This is a genomic window from Candidatus Bathyarchaeota archaeon, assembly GCA_029882535.1.
Lineage (GTDB): Archaea > Thermoproteota > Bathyarchaeia > Bathyarchaeales > SOJC01 > JAOUKM01.
The window spans coordinates 1-13,033 of the sequence record JAOUKM010000039.1 but is presented as its reverse complement, the minus strand read 5'-3'; the positions used below and the strand labels follow the sequence as shown (position 1 = coordinate 13,033).

24 protein-coding genes are annotated in these 13,033 nt (G+C 41.9%); 16 read left to right on the top strand and 8 right to left on the bottom strand.

The genetic code is table 11. The features are described from left to right. Window positions 1-87 precede the first annotated feature (87 nt). Window positions 88-396, bottom strand: a complete 309-nt coding sequence (gene rpsJ, locus OEX01_08370) for a 30S ribosomal protein S10 (GenBank protein MDH5448996.1) — start codon at window positions 394-396, stop codon at window positions 88-90. Window positions 397-512: 116 nt separating this feature from the next. Beyond that, window positions 513-647 carry a hypothetical protein gene (locus OEX01_08365; protein ID MDH5448995.1) on the bottom strand — a complete coding sequence of 45 codons (135 nt, stop codon included), beginning with the start codon at window positions 645-647 and terminating at the stop codon, window positions 513-515. A gap of 161 nt (window positions 648-808) precedes the next feature. Here OEX01_08365 and OEX01_08360 point away from each other — a divergent pair, with 161 nt between their 5' ends. The 3 genes from OEX01_08360 to OEX01_08350 all read left to right on the top strand — a co-directional run bounded on the left by OEX01_08360 (window position 809) and on the right by OEX01_08350 (window position 2,476). Further along, the gene (locus OEX01_08360) at window positions 809-1,123 is read left to right on the top strand and encodes a hypothetical protein (protein MDH5448994.1); all 315 of its coding nucleotides are present in this window, start codon (window positions 809-811) and stop codon (window positions 1,121-1,123) included. Window positions 1,124-1,255: 132 nt separating this feature from the next. Further along, on the top strand, window positions 1,256-1,651 hold the full coding sequence (locus tag OEX01_08355; protein MDH5448993.1) for a hypothetical protein: 396 nt from the start codon (window positions 1,256-1,258) through the stop codon (window positions 1,649-1,651). A gap of 144 nt (window positions 1,652-1,795) precedes the next feature. Continuing rightward, on the top strand, window positions 1,796-2,476 hold the full coding sequence (locus OEX01_08350; protein ID MDH5448992.1) for an HAD-IA family hydrolase: 681 nt from the start codon (window positions 1,796-1,798) through the stop codon (window positions 2,474-2,476). 120 nt (window positions 2,477-2,596) lie between these two features. Here OEX01_08350 and OEX01_08345 read toward each other — a convergent pair whose 3' ends face one another. Next, entirely contained in the window at window positions 2,597-2,995 is a 399-nt protein-coding gene (locus tag OEX01_08345) for a hypothetical protein (protein ID MDH5448991.1), read from the bottom strand. Window positions 2,996-3,422: 427 nt separating this feature from the next. Between OEX01_08345 and OEX01_08340 the strand changes: the two genes are divergently transcribed. Further along, complete coding sequence (locus OEX01_08340; GenBank protein ID MDH5448990.1) at window positions 3,423-4,037, top strand: hypothetical protein; 615 nt, start codon at window positions 3,423-3,425, stop codon at window positions 4,035-4,037. Between the two features lie 36 nt (window positions 4,038-4,073). Here the strand turns inward: OEX01_08340 and OEX01_08335 are convergent, their stop codons facing one another. Both OEX01_08335 and OEX01_08330 read right to left on the bottom strand, forming a co-directional pair. Then, window positions 4,074-4,262: a 50S ribosomal protein L37e gene (locus tag OEX01_08335; protein ID MDH5448989.1), complete on the bottom strand. Its 189-nt coding sequence runs from the start codon at window positions 4,260-4,262 to the stop codon at window positions 4,074-4,076. Between the two features lie 5 nt (window positions 4,263-4,267). Beyond that, window positions 4,268-4,495, bottom strand: coding sequence for an LSm family protein (locus OEX01_08330; GenBank protein ID MDH5448988.1), 228 nt, complete (start codon window positions 4,493-4,495; stop codon window positions 4,268-4,270). Between the two features lie 232 nt (window positions 4,496-4,727). Here OEX01_08330 and OEX01_08325 point away from each other — a divergent pair, with 232 nt between their 5' ends. The 6 genes from OEX01_08325 to OEX01_08300 all read left to right on the top strand — a co-directional run bounded on the left by OEX01_08325 (window position 4,728) and on the right by OEX01_08300 (window position 7,788). Then, window positions 4,728-5,669 carry an SPFH domain-containing protein gene (locus OEX01_08325; protein MDH5448987.1) on the top strand — a complete coding sequence of 314 codons (942 nt, stop codon included), beginning with the start codon at window positions 4,728-4,730 and terminating at the stop codon, window positions 5,667-5,669. A gap of 119 nt (window positions 5,670-5,788) precedes the next feature. Further along, window positions 5,789-6,220, top strand: a complete 432-nt coding sequence (locus OEX01_08320) for an NUDIX domain-containing protein (protein ID MDH5448986.1) — start codon at window positions 5,789-5,791, stop codon at window positions 6,218-6,220. A gap of 196 nt (window positions 6,221-6,416) precedes the next feature. Continuing rightward, window positions 6,417-6,683, top strand: a complete 267-nt coding sequence (locus OEX01_08315; protein MDH5448985.1) for a hypothetical protein — start codon at window positions 6,417-6,419, stop codon at window positions 6,681-6,683. A gap of 263 nt (window positions 6,684-6,946) precedes the next feature. Beyond that, window positions 6,947-7,150: a hypothetical protein gene (locus OEX01_08310; GenBank protein ID MDH5448984.1), complete on the top strand. Its 204-nt coding sequence runs from the start codon at window positions 6,947-6,949 to the stop codon at window positions 7,148-7,150. 21 nt (window positions 7,151-7,171) lie between these two features. Next, on the top strand, window positions 7,172-7,522 hold the full coding sequence (locus OEX01_08305) for a hypothetical protein (GenBank protein MDH5448983.1): 351 nt from the start codon (window positions 7,172-7,174) through the stop codon (window positions 7,520-7,522). Window positions 7,523-7,557: 35 nt separating this feature from the next. Beyond that, window positions 7,558-7,788: a hypothetical protein gene (locus OEX01_08300; GenBank protein MDH5448982.1), complete on the top strand. Its 231-nt coding sequence runs from the start codon at window positions 7,558-7,560 to the stop codon at window positions 7,786-7,788. 48 nt (window positions 7,789-7,836) lie between these two features. On the opposite strand, the gene OEX01_08295 is transcribed toward OEX01_08300, so the two are convergent. Next, window positions 7,837-8,835, bottom strand: a complete 999-nt coding sequence (locus OEX01_08295) for a radical SAM protein (GenBank protein ID MDH5448981.1) — start codon at window positions 8,833-8,835, stop codon at window positions 7,837-7,839. Between the two features lie 161 nt (window positions 8,836-8,996). Between OEX01_08295 and OEX01_08290 the strand changes: the two genes are divergently transcribed. After that, complete coding sequence (locus tag OEX01_08290; protein MDH5448980.1) at window positions 8,997-9,494, top strand: Lrp/AsnC family transcriptional regulator; 498 nt, start codon at window positions 8,997-8,999, stop codon at window positions 9,492-9,494. Between the two features lie 7 nt (window positions 9,495-9,501). Next, window positions 9,502-10,530, top strand: coding sequence for a radical SAM protein (locus OEX01_08285; GenBank protein ID MDH5448979.1), 1,029 nt, complete (start codon window positions 9,502-9,504; stop codon window positions 10,528-10,530). Between the two features lie 37 nt (window positions 10,531-10,567). On the opposite strand, the gene OEX01_08280 is transcribed toward OEX01_08285, so the two are convergent. Continuing rightward, window positions 10,568-10,834 (bottom strand): YhbY family RNA-binding protein, encoded by a 267-nt coding sequence (locus OEX01_08280; protein MDH5448978.1) that lies wholly within the window; start codon window positions 10,832-10,834, stop codon window positions 10,568-10,570. Window positions 10,835-10,845: 11 nt separating this feature from the next. Next, on the bottom strand, window positions 10,846-11,166 hold the full coding sequence (locus OEX01_08275) for a ribonuclease P (protein ID MDH5448977.1): 321 nt from the start codon (window positions 11,164-11,166) through the stop codon (window positions 10,846-10,848). A 110-nt stretch (window positions 11,167-11,276) separates the two neighbouring features. On the opposite strand from OEX01_08275, the gene OEX01_08270 reads away from it, so the two are divergent. The 4 genes from OEX01_08270 to OEX01_08255 all read left to right on the top strand — a co-directional run. Beyond that, the gene (locus OEX01_08270) at window positions 11,277-11,447 is read left to right on the top strand and encodes a protein translocase SEC61 complex subunit gamma (protein ID MDH5448976.1); all 171 of its coding nucleotides are present in this window, start codon (window positions 11,277-11,279) and stop codon (window positions 11,445-11,447) included. Between the two features lie 16 nt (window positions 11,448-11,463). Beyond that, window positions 11,464-11,940: a transcription elongation factor Spt5 gene (locus tag OEX01_08265; GenBank protein ID MDH5448975.1), complete on the top strand. Its 477-nt coding sequence runs from the start codon at window positions 11,464-11,466 to the stop codon at window positions 11,938-11,940. 6 nt (window positions 11,941-11,946) lie between these two features. Next, complete coding sequence (locus tag OEX01_08260; GenBank protein MDH5448974.1) at window positions 11,947-12,435, top strand: 50S ribosomal protein L11; 489 nt, start codon at window positions 11,947-11,949, stop codon at window positions 12,433-12,435. 51 nt (window positions 12,436-12,486) lie between these two features. Continuing rightward, a partial coding sequence (locus OEX01_08255; protein ID MDH5448973.1) for a 50S ribosomal protein L1 occupies window positions 12,487-13,033 on the top strand: 547 nt, incomplete at its 3' end.

The window sequence follows — 13,033 nt, the reverse complement described above, 5'->3', positions numbered from 1 at the left end:
TGCTTGAAGATGCTGTACCACGATACTACACAAACAACTACACAAAACAGTACATCAAGAAATAAGCCTAATTCAAGCTTTAAATCACTAGAGAAGTTCGATGCTTACGTATACTTCCTCTGGCACTCGTATTCTCATAATTCGCCGCATGACCCGTTCTTCCGCGTCAATGTCAATAAGCCTCTTATGAATGCGCATTTCCCACTTATCCCAAGTCGCGGTACCTGCCCCTGAAGGAGCCTTCAAAACTGGAACTTTAAGTTTTTTTGTCGGTAAAGGAATTGGCCCAGTCATTTTGACGCCTGTCTTTTCGGCGATGGCTTTCAGTTCGTTACATACGTCTTCTAACCGCTTGTAATCGGTGCTTGTAAGTCTTATTCGCGCTTTTCTCGCCATCGCTGTGGTTTCTCCTAGTAACTTCACTTATCCACTATTACATGTTTTAAATACTTTTTCCCTAACTTCTGGATTTAATACTTATACTTCTCAAACATCTTAGGCTCCCTAAACACTTAAACTCTGTTTATAGTCGTGAAATATTCGAAACCTGCTGCCGACAGTTCTTTTGCTTCCTCAACCGATGTAGCTGTGGCAACTTCATAATCATCTTCCTCAAGTTGAACAAGCTGTTCAAGGCCTTTGAACAAAAAAATGGGAGGGATCGCGGGTGATTTCTCCACTGTAGGAGAGTTCAAATTTCACCTACAGCCTCCAGCATGCATTTACATAGAGTTGAGTGTATTAGTTTTTATTTTATTTTCCTACCACACTATTCATGATGATAGCTTCTCTTAGCGGGCTAGAACTCATGCTCTTGTTCGTTTGGTTTATCGTGGGCATCTTAGTGGGTATTGCATTTGACATTCTCTGGTGGAAGACTGGAATGAACAAGTATGAAAGGAGCGTAGAATTTTTCGAACACTATCACTGGGGTATGGTGTTGCTGATTCTTATGAAAATCTTGCTTGCAGTAAGTGATGTATTCTCATCTTTTGCAGGGACAAGTATTGTACTTATTCTCGTCGAGGCAACTCAAGAACATCCTTTTGCACTGAAATCAAATCATCAATTATCATCGACAGCAATTGGAGCATTTCTCTTTGTTTTGGTTGTTTTCATCTAAGGATTTATATGTCTAATTTTTTCAAAGAGCTTGTTCGTGTATAATTCGGTCAAAAATGCGCATTTCTGATATGTATTTGTGGTTCAAACGAGTTAAATACTCAGCATTTTAGTTTGAAGCAGAGTGTATTTAATGCCTAGATCAAAACGAAATGGCAAACGTCGAGTTCTTAGCAAGTTGGAGGAGGGGACAACTGTCTGTTCCTATATAGGGTGTGGCAAATCCTTCGGTAGACCAATTGAGGTCAGAGTTATTGGGCCAGATAATGCGCCCAAAATTTACGATGCTTGCCCTTATTGTTTCTCAAGAGTGATCCATCCCAATCAAGATCCAAAGCCCGTAGAAAAAATCTCACTTCCTACTATCACCTCAAATGAAGATTTAGATAGGGAACAGGGTAGCGAAAAGAAAGGCAAACCAACTGGTTGTTCGCATTCATTTGGATATCTCAGCAACCGTCCCAAGGGCACCTCGATTCCAGATTCCTGTCTAACATGTCCTAAAATCACAAAGTGTATGCTTCAATAGGTCGATGGACCCATACTGCATAAAAAACGGGAGTTGTGGGAGATATCGCCACCACATAAGTTTTAAATTTTTTTTGCCCATTCTCATATTGAAAAACCATAAGAGCTTATCTATAGCAGCAACCATAAATGCAGAGAATGGAAAATGGCGCAACAAAAACTGGAAGCCAAAGCGTTGCTTATTGATTTGGATGGAACAATAGTTGACTCTTTAGAAGCTTTTGCTGAAGCTGCAGAAACTGCGCTCTCTACAATTGGGGGCAGTCAAAGCTCTGATAATGTGGGTTTGGAAATAGCCCGACGTTTACAGCGTAACCTTCTGCTCGACGAATTCTTTAATAAAACTAATGTAGATGAGGATTTGAGAGAGAAGTTCCTAACGTTATTCTTGCAATCTTTCTATAAAATCGCTCCAAGCAAAACTAAACTCTTCCCAAATGTCGATAAAACTCTACGAAAGCTATCGAGAAATTTTCTGCTTGCTCTTATCACCCGCCGACGTGTCCCAAAAAGGCTGGTGAAGAAAGAACTAGAACGCTTGCATCTTGACAGCTATTTTACGACGATTGTAACATCGCTGGAAGTTGAGAGACCTACACCTTTTCCAGATGCCATTCTAAAGGCGGCAGATGAACTTCAAGTGCCAGTCCATGACTGTGTGGTGGTTAGCGATTCTGGAGTTGATGTCCAAGCAGGCAAGTCTGCTGGTGCAAAAACGGTTGCTGTACTCTCTGGCTTATTTAAGAAAGAAGAGTTGATAAAGGAAATACCTGATCTCATTATAAAAGATATTACATGTCTTCCTGTGCATCTTCTAGCAACTTAGACTAACGCTATTCCTTTTCATGAATCACCATTTACAGAAACGTATTGAATACATCTGACTAGACGTACAAATTTCTTTAATGCCTGAACTTTTCTGGTTCTAAATGGCTTTTGGTAGCGCTTAGAAAAACCTGCGCTTCTTTTTAGACTCATGCTGCTCAGGTTCTGGACTTGTTTCCGGCGCAAAATCTGATTCCATTACTACCATTTCTTCTTGCTGCGCTTCTTCCGCCGCTTCTTCTATGATCTCTGGTGGTAGTTGTTCCTGAACTTCGGTGGGGGCTTTTGATTTCTCTTGTGGCTCTTTCAACTTCTTTTCAAGTTCTTTTATCCTAGATTCAAGTTGATTAATTGCTTCACGCCTTGTCTTGACTTTCTCGTCTACCTCTTGAATTTCCAGCTTTTCTTCAAGAATCTTGACTTTCTCGTCTAAGGTTTTTTCTCTTTCTTCCATCGATTGAAGTTCATTTTCCAGGTCAGTTTTCTTCTTTTGCAGTTCTTCTAGCTCTGGGGGACTCATAATTGTTCACTCACAGTGTTTCTACAAAGACTTGGGATAAGTAAGTTATGAAGTTAAAATCAATATTGGAAATATTTTAGGAATATCGCTTAGAAATTACCCGATTCGTGATTCTTAGAAGATTGCCTTAGAGTCGCATGTACTTTGTATGCTGCCTACATGTTGAGATTGAGAAGTTAATAAGAGAAATTAGAGCTCATAGGGAAAAAGGACTCTCTCCTCAGATTATAAAGAAGGAGTAAGATGTCAATGGAAATTTACACCTTTATGGCTACAACCTACATTAAGCGGACATATGGCATCATAGTTCTAAATATTACTAACAGAAAATATTACTCAAAAAATGTTATAGAAGATATTATAAATAACGCTTAATTAAGACGCTGAGTGGAATATTTATCGGAGAAGGCTCTGGGAAGAAACAACAATGAACTTTCTTGAGCTGTTGCTATCACAATGCTTGAAAGACCATAATCCACTGTTAGATCTCCAAAGCTCAGACCGACGAGTTTTACAGATAGCTTGTGAAGACTTGATAAACTTCTTAAAGGTTCACTGGAAGCTGATTGGCCAAGAGAATAGCGATTACGATTTAATTGAAAAAGTTCAAGAGTATTTCAAAGACAACTCCGAAGAGTTTTCAGAGTTCGTAAGCATATGGGCTGGTCTTTGGATCAAGAAGTGGAACGAAAGAGTTAAGCTTCTCATAGGAAACAACGGTTCTTCTCAATGGTCCAGAGTGAACAAACGGTTAAAAAATGCAGAGTCCCCTTGGAGGCAGCTCAAAAAACGCGGGGAGCTCAAAGATATTCTAGTAGAATCTTTGATACGGAACGGCGAAATCTGTGGGACCTCTATAATGTCAGAAAACTTGCTGAAACTTGAACTTGGAGCATCTAAAGAAAAACATTGCTGGAGCAGCGAGCAGGAAAGGCTTCTTAATGTTGTAAACATGACTCTGCGTAAAGCCAGACAGCTATCCTACAGCAAAGGTCCTCTCATCTTTGTGAAAGTTGACAAAAAATACTTTGCACTTCATTAATGCGTCTCTTTGTCTCGGATGAAAATTAGAAGCATGTCATCTTGTTCTTTTACCTTGAAGAGTTTTGGTGCGCCATGAATATGTTTTCAGAATGGCTAAGACTCCATAGCCGCATGCGGAGCATCTTTTTTTCTTTATGTTATAGGCTCTTCTTCCGCATCTCCTACATTTGATGTGTATAAGTTTTCTTCCATGTTTTCCGAAGGATGCGGTGCCTTTTCCCAAGTTTTTCACCTTGGAGGCGGCGAGATTATTACCACGTTGTCGCCTCGGACGATTAGGATGTTTAGTTTTTTGATGTTTTCAGGGTCTGTGGTGTCTTCTGTTTCGTCGAGGACTAGGTTTAGGTGTTGGTCGAATCCTTTTAGTTTTCCTCGTAGGCTTTTTCCGCCTTTTAGGCGTACGAGTACTGTTTTTCCTATGCTTTCTTGGAGGATTTGGGTTGTCATTTCGCTCATTTTTTGCCCTCTTGCTAATGTGTGTCTTTTAATAGGTGAAATCATTAATCATTTAAATGTATCTATATGGTTTTTGCTTTGTTTTGAGAATTGTGTGTGTGGTGCGGTGACTAGACTGTTCTATTAGGTTTCAAATAGACGGTTGATGTGGGTGTGTTTGTAGCGTTGGTAAAAGAGAAATAGGGTTGTGTGCTATAGTGGTGTTGTGTATGGAGGAGGTGAGTGTTAAGATATGAGTGAGACTGAGGGTTCGGTTGTTGCGCCTGAGCGGAGTGAGCAATATTCGGGTTCTCCTACTCCGTTTGCGTTTTTCTTAGCGTTGTGTTTGGTTTTTCTGGTGTTGACTGTTCTTGCTTTTCCTAACGTTTTGTCTGCCCTGTTCGGCATTATTGCCTTCGTTGCGTTGGGGTTCTTGCCTGGTTGCGTGGCGATTAATAAGGAGTGGGAAGAGGCTATTGTGTTGCGGTTTGGGAAGTTTCAGCGGTTGGTGGGTCCTGGCTTCTTTTTTAAGTGGCCTTTGGTGGAGAGCTTTTTGAAGCAGGATAGGCGGATTATTACTTTGGATGTTTCGCGGCAGGAAGTGATGACTAAGGACAACATTAGCGTGACTATTGATGCGGTGGTGTTTATGAAGGTGGTGAACACGAAGGATAGTTTGGTAAATATTCAAAACGTTTGGAACAGTGTGACGAAGTATGCGCAGACGACGATGCGAGATGTAGTGGGAAACGTAGAGTTGGATGATTTATTGGCGAGGCGGGATGAAATTGCGAATAGGATTGCGGAGATTGTGGAGCAGGAGACGCAAGATTGGGGTGTGGATATTACTTCGGTGAATCTGCAGACTGTAGAGTTGCCTGAGAGTATGAAACGAGTGATTGCGCGGCAGGCTGAAGCTGAGCGAGAAAAGCGAGCGGTAATTATTAAGAGTCAAGGCGAGTTAACGGCTGCTGAGAACTTGGAGAAGGCGGTAAAACAGATGAGCAATCGAGCTTTGTACTTGCGTACGTTGTCGAGTTTGGAGGACATTAGCTACGATCAGAGCAATACTATTGTGTTTGCGATTCCAATGGACATGGTGAAAGGAGAGATTCTAGGATTGTCAGCATTTGCAGGGGCAAACAAAGCAGCAAAGGCGTCGCAACAGCAGAAGAAAGAAGGGGAAAAAGATTAACAAATTCTTGAGTGGAGACTGTGTGAGCGCGTTTGGCGAGAGAAGAGTATGAATAATAGAAAGTCCTATTTACCTTAATTTATCCTGTAAGAATGATTGAAATGGGAAACCAGCATATCATGGTTCGTACTAGAGCTGTGATTTTTGATAAAAAAGGTAAGGTGCTTGTTCAACATCATTCACGTTCCGACCCCGATTTCTATAGGCTACTAGGTGGTGGAGTCAAATTCAGAGAAAAGGTAGAAGATTGCATAATCCGTGAGATAAGAGAGGAAGCTGGATTGGATGTTAGAGTTGACCGTCTTCTCTGGGTGCGTGACTTTTTTGATGAAAGTCCATATCATTCTGTTGAACTGTTTTTCTTGGCAACTGTGGTGAAGGGGAAGTTCAAGCCATCTCCAGAGGCTGAAAACATTGAATTATTGTTTATGAGCCTTGAAGAGCTGGAAAAACTTGTATTTTATCCCAAAGCGTTCATTCCCAAACTAAAACTTCTTAGAGATAACAGAAACTGGATTGAAGAAAACCCATATGTTAGATCAGCGAACTAAGTTTTTCTTGTTTGTTGAGTTTCTCGATCATTTCAACGCATTTTTCTATGCTACTTTTCCAAGTCAGCAATCCAGCCCTTATAAAAACGCTCTTTTTGTTCCCCTTTTCTGTTGATAACGAATCTGGAATAACTAAGTTGTGGGTAACCATTTAAACATAGAACCTTATACGATTTCTAAAGCGTGTCAATCAAAAATGAGCCAAAACAGGAAAAAAGCGCAGCCCAACTCAGCTAGCAGCGTTGAAGAGTTAAGCAAAAAGCAAGACCTGATAATAAAACGCTTAGACACTCTTGAAACATTGATTCTTGAAAAGCCCGAATATGAAGGCTTAGCGGCATCATTACGGCTCACAAAAGTAGGTTTAGGCTTGTACGAAGAACCTTTGAAAATCGCGGCGCGACTAAAAACGGCAGAACGAGTCATGAAAAAGCCAAGGGTTGCCAGAGACGAAATGAGCTGATGCACAATACAAGCCCTCGCCGTAAAAGGACCCCTAAACATCTCAGCCATAACACGACAAGCTCAAGCCATGCGAGGCACAGCCTCAAGACGCATAATCAGACAACGTGTAAAGCAACTAGAAAAAGAAAGCGTAATCCGCCAAACAGAGGGCTTCGGCAAAAAATACGAACTAATCGAACAGTGACCAAGTGACTGCCCACTTTTCCCCACGATACTAAACTAGAGTGCCCACACCTTCTATTATAGTGAGGTGAGTGAAACATGGAAAAAAGTTTAGATAAAAGCAAGCTGTTCGGAATAAGGAAAGCAACTTCACAAACAGTTATATCAACTACAAGCAATGACATCTCAATCACACAACGTAACAACTGCACAATAGAAAAAGCATTGTTGGAAGCGGAACGCAAAAAAGCTGAAGCCACCATAATACACACAATACTGAGACGTTACACTCTAGTCCGTTAACAACAAGAGGTGAAAAACAAAATGCTAGAAAAAAAGGATAGAAACAGAGAAAAAAGCCCGCGAGAAGACGCAGAAGAAGTTAAGGAAATCCTAAGCGCCGTCTCAACCCAGATTCCAGCACTCATCAAAAGCATCATCGCAAGCGTCTTCAGCGAAGAGGCAGGACGCAGCATGGGCAAGGCTGCAGGAGCTTTCTACAAAGAACTAAAAGACAGCGGAATACCAAACGACATGGCCCTGAAAATGACAGAAGACTACATGAAAACGTTCACAGGATTCGGCGACCTTCTCAAACAAATGGGCAAAGGTCCATTCTCCCAACACAAAAAGACAGAAAAGAGCGCAGTAAAATCTGAAAACGAAGAAGACTAGGCCCCCAGCCTCCCACTCCACACGGAGCCACCGACTTGCGAATACAAACAATCCTCAACATAATCCCCCAAACCATTCAACTACTCTCCCAACTATTTCTAATCTGGATAACATTAGACTGGAAAGTGAGAAAAACAAGAAAAGCGTTCGAAGAAGAACTCATTCGTAAAGGGATATCCAAAAAAGCCGCAAAACAACTGAGCAAACAAATCAAAATCGCCAAAGACCAAATCATGAGCTCACTCTGGCAATTCGCCTTCAAATAAGCTTTATTCCGTTCCCTTACTCCCTTTTATGTCGGTTTTCTCTACGCATTAAATTTCCCAGTTTTTCAGATCTTCGAAAATCTGAGAACAACACAAAGAAGAAAACGAGACTTCATAGCCTAGCGACTTAGCCAACTCGATCGCTTCTTCTGCTGGAAAAGCGACTGCGTTTACGCCAGACTTCACCGCCAAAACATCTGTTTCTGCTCTATGAACTCCTTTCGGTCTCATGCAGCCTAACGTCAAGGGCGTAGACGGCATCATAAGCCTAGCAGCCACAAGCACCTTAGCTATAACTGAAGGAACAGGCGGTGCAACATTTTCCATTATCGTGCCTCGTATTGGCATAAAAGCGATCACAACGACTGCCGAAGGCTCGTAATTCGCAATCATCTTTAGTGCATGTAGTTCGCCTTTCAACTTGCCGTAATCAAGACCCACCAAAACATGCGGCACAATCGGAATACCGACACCGTGTAATGCCTGAAGCGAGTTTTCATAATCTGCCACGCTAACATCTAGGTTGTAGATTTCTCTAATTGTTTCATCTGAGCCAATAACGTCAATTAACGCAGCGTCTATTCCCGCCTCCTTCAACTGTTTCGCCACACTCTTGCTGACAATGCCCGTGTGAACCATCAGAGTCCACCCTAATTCTCGCTTAATCTCCGCTAACGCATCTACAAACTCTTCAAGTGGCAATGAGCCGTCTGGCAAACATCCACCACTAATTAAACATCCTACAGCGCCCTTGCTCTTCAAATCCATACAAAGCTCTAAAAGCTTCTCAGACGTGTAAGCAGGATACATGGTGTTCAGAACAATACCGCCACAATGTTTGCACTTTAAAGAACACGAAGAGCCTGTTATAGAGATTGACGGAAAAACAGTTGGAGAAGAACAATAATAATCTGTTTTGTAATAGACAAAGCTGGGAGCGTAGAAGCGAATTTTCTTGCCAAACTGTTTCTGGCTTACTGTCCGCGCCTCTTCGAGAGCTTTTTCAAGCTTTTTCTCGTCTGCATTCAGCAATTCTTCGTATTTCAAAGTGGTCAAGCTCCTACTGTAGTAACTAAGCTTCAATGCTCTAATTTATAAAATTCGCATCCTTAGTTGTCTCGCAGCATTTTTGCTCAGACCTGCAACCGCCAGTCTTGCCGCCTTAGGGCCATCAAGCTTTTTAAAGGATTATCGCAAATAGTGTGCTCATGAAACAGCAAAAGCTTCTTAGACTACTGAAAGAGATGCTGAGAAATTCTAAGAGAAGCGACAGGGAAATAGCCCGCATCTTGGGAGTTTCGCAGCCAACCGTTACTAGAACGAGAGCCCAATTAGAAAAGGAATACATAAAAACTTACACGGTTATCCCAGACTTTGCGAAGCTCAGCTACCAAATCTTAGCCTTCACCTTTATCAAAGTGAAGCCTTACCCATCGCCTGAAGATGTTGAAAAAATAGTGCAACACGCAGCAGAATGGACAAATAAACATCCAAACATTGTTTTCGCCGCCGATGGCGAAGGATGTGGAAAGGACATAGTCATGATATCGTTTCACAAAAATTATTCTTTGTACAGTGACTTCATGCGAACGTTAGCCTTGGATTGGGGACAACATGTAAGTGATTTTGAGTCATTCCTTGTAAGCATTGGATCAGGATTCAAGATGAAGCGTTTTGATTTAAAATACTTGGCAGACGACTTGTAGGGAAAATATGTCGCTAGAAAATCTTGGTCAAACTGAGGCACTGCCTGCTCTAATTCGAGTTTCATCTGGCTCAGCCATAGTACTAGGCTTAATAGAAGGCTTTTTAACCGCCAAACCAACAACCGCGTATCTCCTCACCTACCTTGAAGGCAAATGCACAGCAAACTGCGGCTTCTGTTCACAGGCAAAAAACAGCAAAGGTCAAGCAAACATGCTTTCCAGAGTAACTTGGCCAGTTTTCGCAACGAAAAAAGTAATGTCCAAGCTAATAACTGCGGCGCAAAGAGGAGAAATAAAGCGTGTCTGCATTCAAGCTCTAAACTATCCCACGGTTTTAAATGACCTTTTAGCTTTAGTTAAAGAAATTAAGTTGCAAGCTAGCGAAGCGCCTATATCCGTCTCATGTCAGCCTTTGAGCAATGAAAAAATGGAGAAGCTGGCAGAAGCAGGTGTTGAAAGAATAGCGATCGCATTAGATGCGGCGACAGAGAATATTTTTGACAAAGTTAAAGGCAGTTCTGCAGGTGGACCTTACGACTGGAATAGACAGCGTGACGCGTTGCTGGAAGCAGCAGAGGTGTTCGGCAAAGGTAAGGTAAGCACCCATCTTATCGCAGGGTTGGGTGAAACAGAAAAAGAAATGGTCAAAACCATCCAATGGTGCGTGGACAACAGCATATACCCAGCACTCTTTTCCTTTACGCCTATACCTGGAACAGCTTTAGAACATAACCGTCAGCCGACAATAAACCGTTACAGAACAATTCAGCTTGCCCATTACCTGATAGTACAAGGAAAGACAAGATTTGAAAAAATAGGTTTTGACGAAAAAAACTGCATAGTTGACTTCGGGTTCTCACAAGAGCAGTTGCAAAGCGCTATTCGAAGCGGAACACCATTCTTGACCTCAGGATGCCCCAACTGCAACCGTCCATACTACAACGAAAAACCAAGCGGTCCTCTCTATAATTTTCCAATGCAACCAACGCCACAAGAGATTAAAGAAATAGAACAACAACTCAAGAACAATAGCTAAACAGTCATCTTTTTGTCCAAAGACTCTGTGATTTCCATTACATTTTCTTCTTCTTTTTTCTATAGAGCATGAAAGTGTGTCCCCTAACCTCCACAAGCACCGATTCGGTTTGCTGAGCAATTTTGGCTGCAATCGTCTTAGCATTGTTTTCTCCTAACGCAGTTTTCAGAATTCTCACTTTCAACATCTCTGTTCTCTCCAACTGCCCATCTATCTCAGCCAGAACTTCACGCGAAACTCCGTTCTTCCCTATCCAAACCGTCGGCTCTTTATCGCTTAACTCGCGCTTTATTCTGCGCTTCATTTTCGGCGTTATCACGTTTTTGTTTCTCTCCGATTTTTTATTGGAAACCGCATATGTTTGCCACAATAGCCACAAGTGACGACTACGTGGGATTCTCGGCTTTGCTGAATACGCACACGACAGTTAACGCCAGGCAAAATAAACTTTTTACAACCTCTGCATATTTGCTGCCGACATTCTCTTGGAATACGCACTCTAGATGCCATAGAAACTCTTCGAGCAATGACGATGTAGTGTTGCGCTAATTTTTCATCTTCATGAATTACGTCTTTAGCAAGCTGAAAAAGTCTGTGAATTCGTTCCACCGCGATTTTCTTTTTTGTTGCGGTCAATTTTATGCGTTTTCCTCTAAAAGCAAATTACACTCCTTAACAGTTACGACGACGCTTTCATTGAAATAGCTTTTTATATTAGAACTTATGTTTTGACAGTGCGATCAACATTGGGCATAAGATCATTCATTCAATCAGTAAGTCGATTGCTGAAATTAGCCACAAAACCCGGTCGATCGGAGATTTGGCAATCGACAAAAATCTGTTTCCTAGGCATTGCAGCAGTAGGTGTAGTTGGCTTTGTGATCAAACTGATTTCAATGTTTCTGTCAGGTCTCTAACAGTGGAGAATTGAAAATGCCAAAAGAAAAACCTCCTTTAACTTCTGTTTTCGCTGTCCGCACCACCGCTGGACAGGAAAGAAACGTAGCAAATTTGATTACTGTGAGAATTGAAAGCGCTAAATTACCGATTAAAGCAGTTCTAGTGCCAGAAATGTTGAAAGGCTACATCTTTGTAGAAGCTGAAGGTCCACATTTTGTGGAAGAAGCAATCGCCGGAATTAAACATGTCAGATCCCAAGTTCCGGGAATTGTAAGTTTTCCTGAAGTAGAAAAATACATTGTGGTCAAGCCTGTTATCGAAGAGTTGGATGTTGACGATGTTGTGGAAATCATAAGTGGCCCTTTTAAGAACATGAGAGCAAAAATTACTCGAATTGACAAAACAAAGAATGAAGTAATCCTTGAGCTTTTAGAAGCCACTTTCACTCTTCCTATAACGGTTCACGCGGATTATGTTAAAGTTGTGGAAAAAGCAGAGAAGGCGGAATAGAAAATGGTGGAAAAGAAAACTATTGATGCGCTAGTAAGTGGTGGACAAGCAACTGCTGGACCACCGTTGGGTCCTGCTTTGGGTCCGCTGGGTGTAAACGTTGTTGCTATAGTGAACAAAATCAACGAGCTGACGAAGGATTACGCTGGAATGAAGGTGCCTGTTAAGATTGTTGTTGATCCTGAAACTAAAGAGTTTGACGTCACCGTGGGCACCCCTACCACTTCTGCGTTAATTGTGAGTGCATTGAAGATTCAGAAGGGTTCAGGTAGTCCGAAGGAGGAGAAAGTGGGCGATCTCACTATGCCGCAAGTGGTGAGTCTAGCTAAGAAAAAGCGGCTAGAACTGTTGGCTAATTCGCTTAAGCTGGCAGCCAAAGAGGTTTTAGGCAGCTGTGTCAGCATGGGCGTAACTGTGGAAGGCAAAGACCCTCGCGAAGCGCAGCAAGAAATCGACGAAGGCAAATACAATTCCCTTTTTGAGAAAGAACAGTAACAATCTTTTTATAACGGGTTTCCATACGAGATTTGGCACGAGGCCTAGGCAATGTCACTGAATACAAAGACACTTCAAGAAGCGGTCAAGCAAGTTAAGGAGCAGTCTAAGAAGAAAAAATTCAACCAAACTATGGAATTAATTATAAACCTTCGCGACATCGACATGAAAAAGCCTGAGGCAAAAATTCAAGAAACAATAGAACTTCCACACGCTCCAAGTAAAAAAGCAAAGGTATGTGTAATTGCCACAAGAGAGCTTGCCCTTAAGGCGAAGAAAGAAGGCGCAGAACTTGTTATAGGCAAAGCAGAACTCGAATCTTTAGCCACCGACAAAAAACGACAGAAACAGCTGGCAAATAACTATGACATTTTCATAGCTGAAGCTCCACTAATGCCTCTGGTGGGAAAAACCTTAGGCTCGATTCTTGGACCTAGAGGTAAGATGCCGAAACCCGTTCCTCCAACAGCAAACATTAAGGCACAAATCGCAAGATGGAGAAAAACCGTAAACGTACGACTGCGAGGTCAACCCGTTCTTCAATGTGCTGTAGGGACGGAAGACATGAAAGACGAAGAAATCGCCGAAAATGTTATGG

Coding starts and splice junctions, on each gene's coding strand:
- rpsJ (MDH5448996.1), bottom strand. CDS start 396: ATGGCGAGAAAAGCGCGAATAAGACTTACAAGCACCGATTACAAGCGG.
- OEX01_08360 (MDH5448994.1), top strand. CDS start 809: ATGCTCTTGTTCGTTTGGTTTATCGTGGGCATCTTAGTGGGTATTGCA.
- OEX01_08355 (MDH5448993.1), top strand. CDS start 1,256: ATGCCTAGATCAAAACGAAATGGCAAACGTCGAGTTCTTAGCAAGTTG.
- OEX01_08350 (MDH5448992.1), top strand. CDS start 1,796: ATGGCGCAACAAAAACTGGAAGCCAAAGCGTTGCTTATTGATTTGGAT.
- OEX01_08345 (MDH5448991.1), bottom strand. CDS start 2,995: ATGAGTCCCCCAGAGCTAGAAGAACTGCAAAAGAAGAAAACTGACCTG.
- OEX01_08340 (MDH5448990.1), top strand. CDS start 3,423: ATGAACTTTCTTGAGCTGTTGCTATCACAATGCTTGAAAGACCATAAT.
- OEX01_08330 (MDH5448988.1), bottom strand. CDS start 4,495: ATGAGCGAAATGACAACCCAAATCCTCCAAGAAAGCATAGGAAAAACA.
- OEX01_08325 (MDH5448987.1), top strand. CDS start 4,728: ATGAGTGAGACTGAGGGTTCGGTTGTTGCGCCTGAGCGGAGTGAGCAA.
- OEX01_08320 (MDH5448986.1), top strand. CDS start 5,789: ATGGTTCGTACTAGAGCTGTGATTTTTGATAAAAAAGGTAAGGTGCTT.
- OEX01_08315 (MDH5448985.1), top strand. CDS start 6,417: ATGAGCCAAAACAGGAAAAAAGCGCAGCCCAACTCAGCTAGCAGCGTT.
- OEX01_08310 (MDH5448984.1), top strand. CDS start 6,947: ATGGAAAAAAGTTTAGATAAAAGCAAGCTGTTCGGAATAAGGAAAGCA.
- OEX01_08305 (MDH5448983.1), top strand. CDS start 7,172: ATGCTAGAAAAAAAGGATAGAAACAGAGAAAAAAGCCCGCGAGAAGAC.
- OEX01_08290 (MDH5448980.1), top strand. CDS start 8,997: ATGAAACAGCAAAAGCTTCTTAGACTACTGAAAGAGATGCTGAGAAAT.
- OEX01_08285 (MDH5448979.1), top strand. CDS start 9,502: ATGTCGCTAGAAAATCTTGGTCAAACTGAGGCACTGCCTGCTCTAATT.
- OEX01_08280 (MDH5448978.1), bottom strand. CDS start 10,834: ATGAAGCGCAGAATAAAGCGCGAGTTAAGCGATAAAGAGCCGACGGTT.
- OEX01_08265 (MDH5448975.1), top strand. CDS start 11,464: ATGCCAAAAGAAAAACCTCCTTTAACTTCTGTTTTCGCTGTCCGCACC.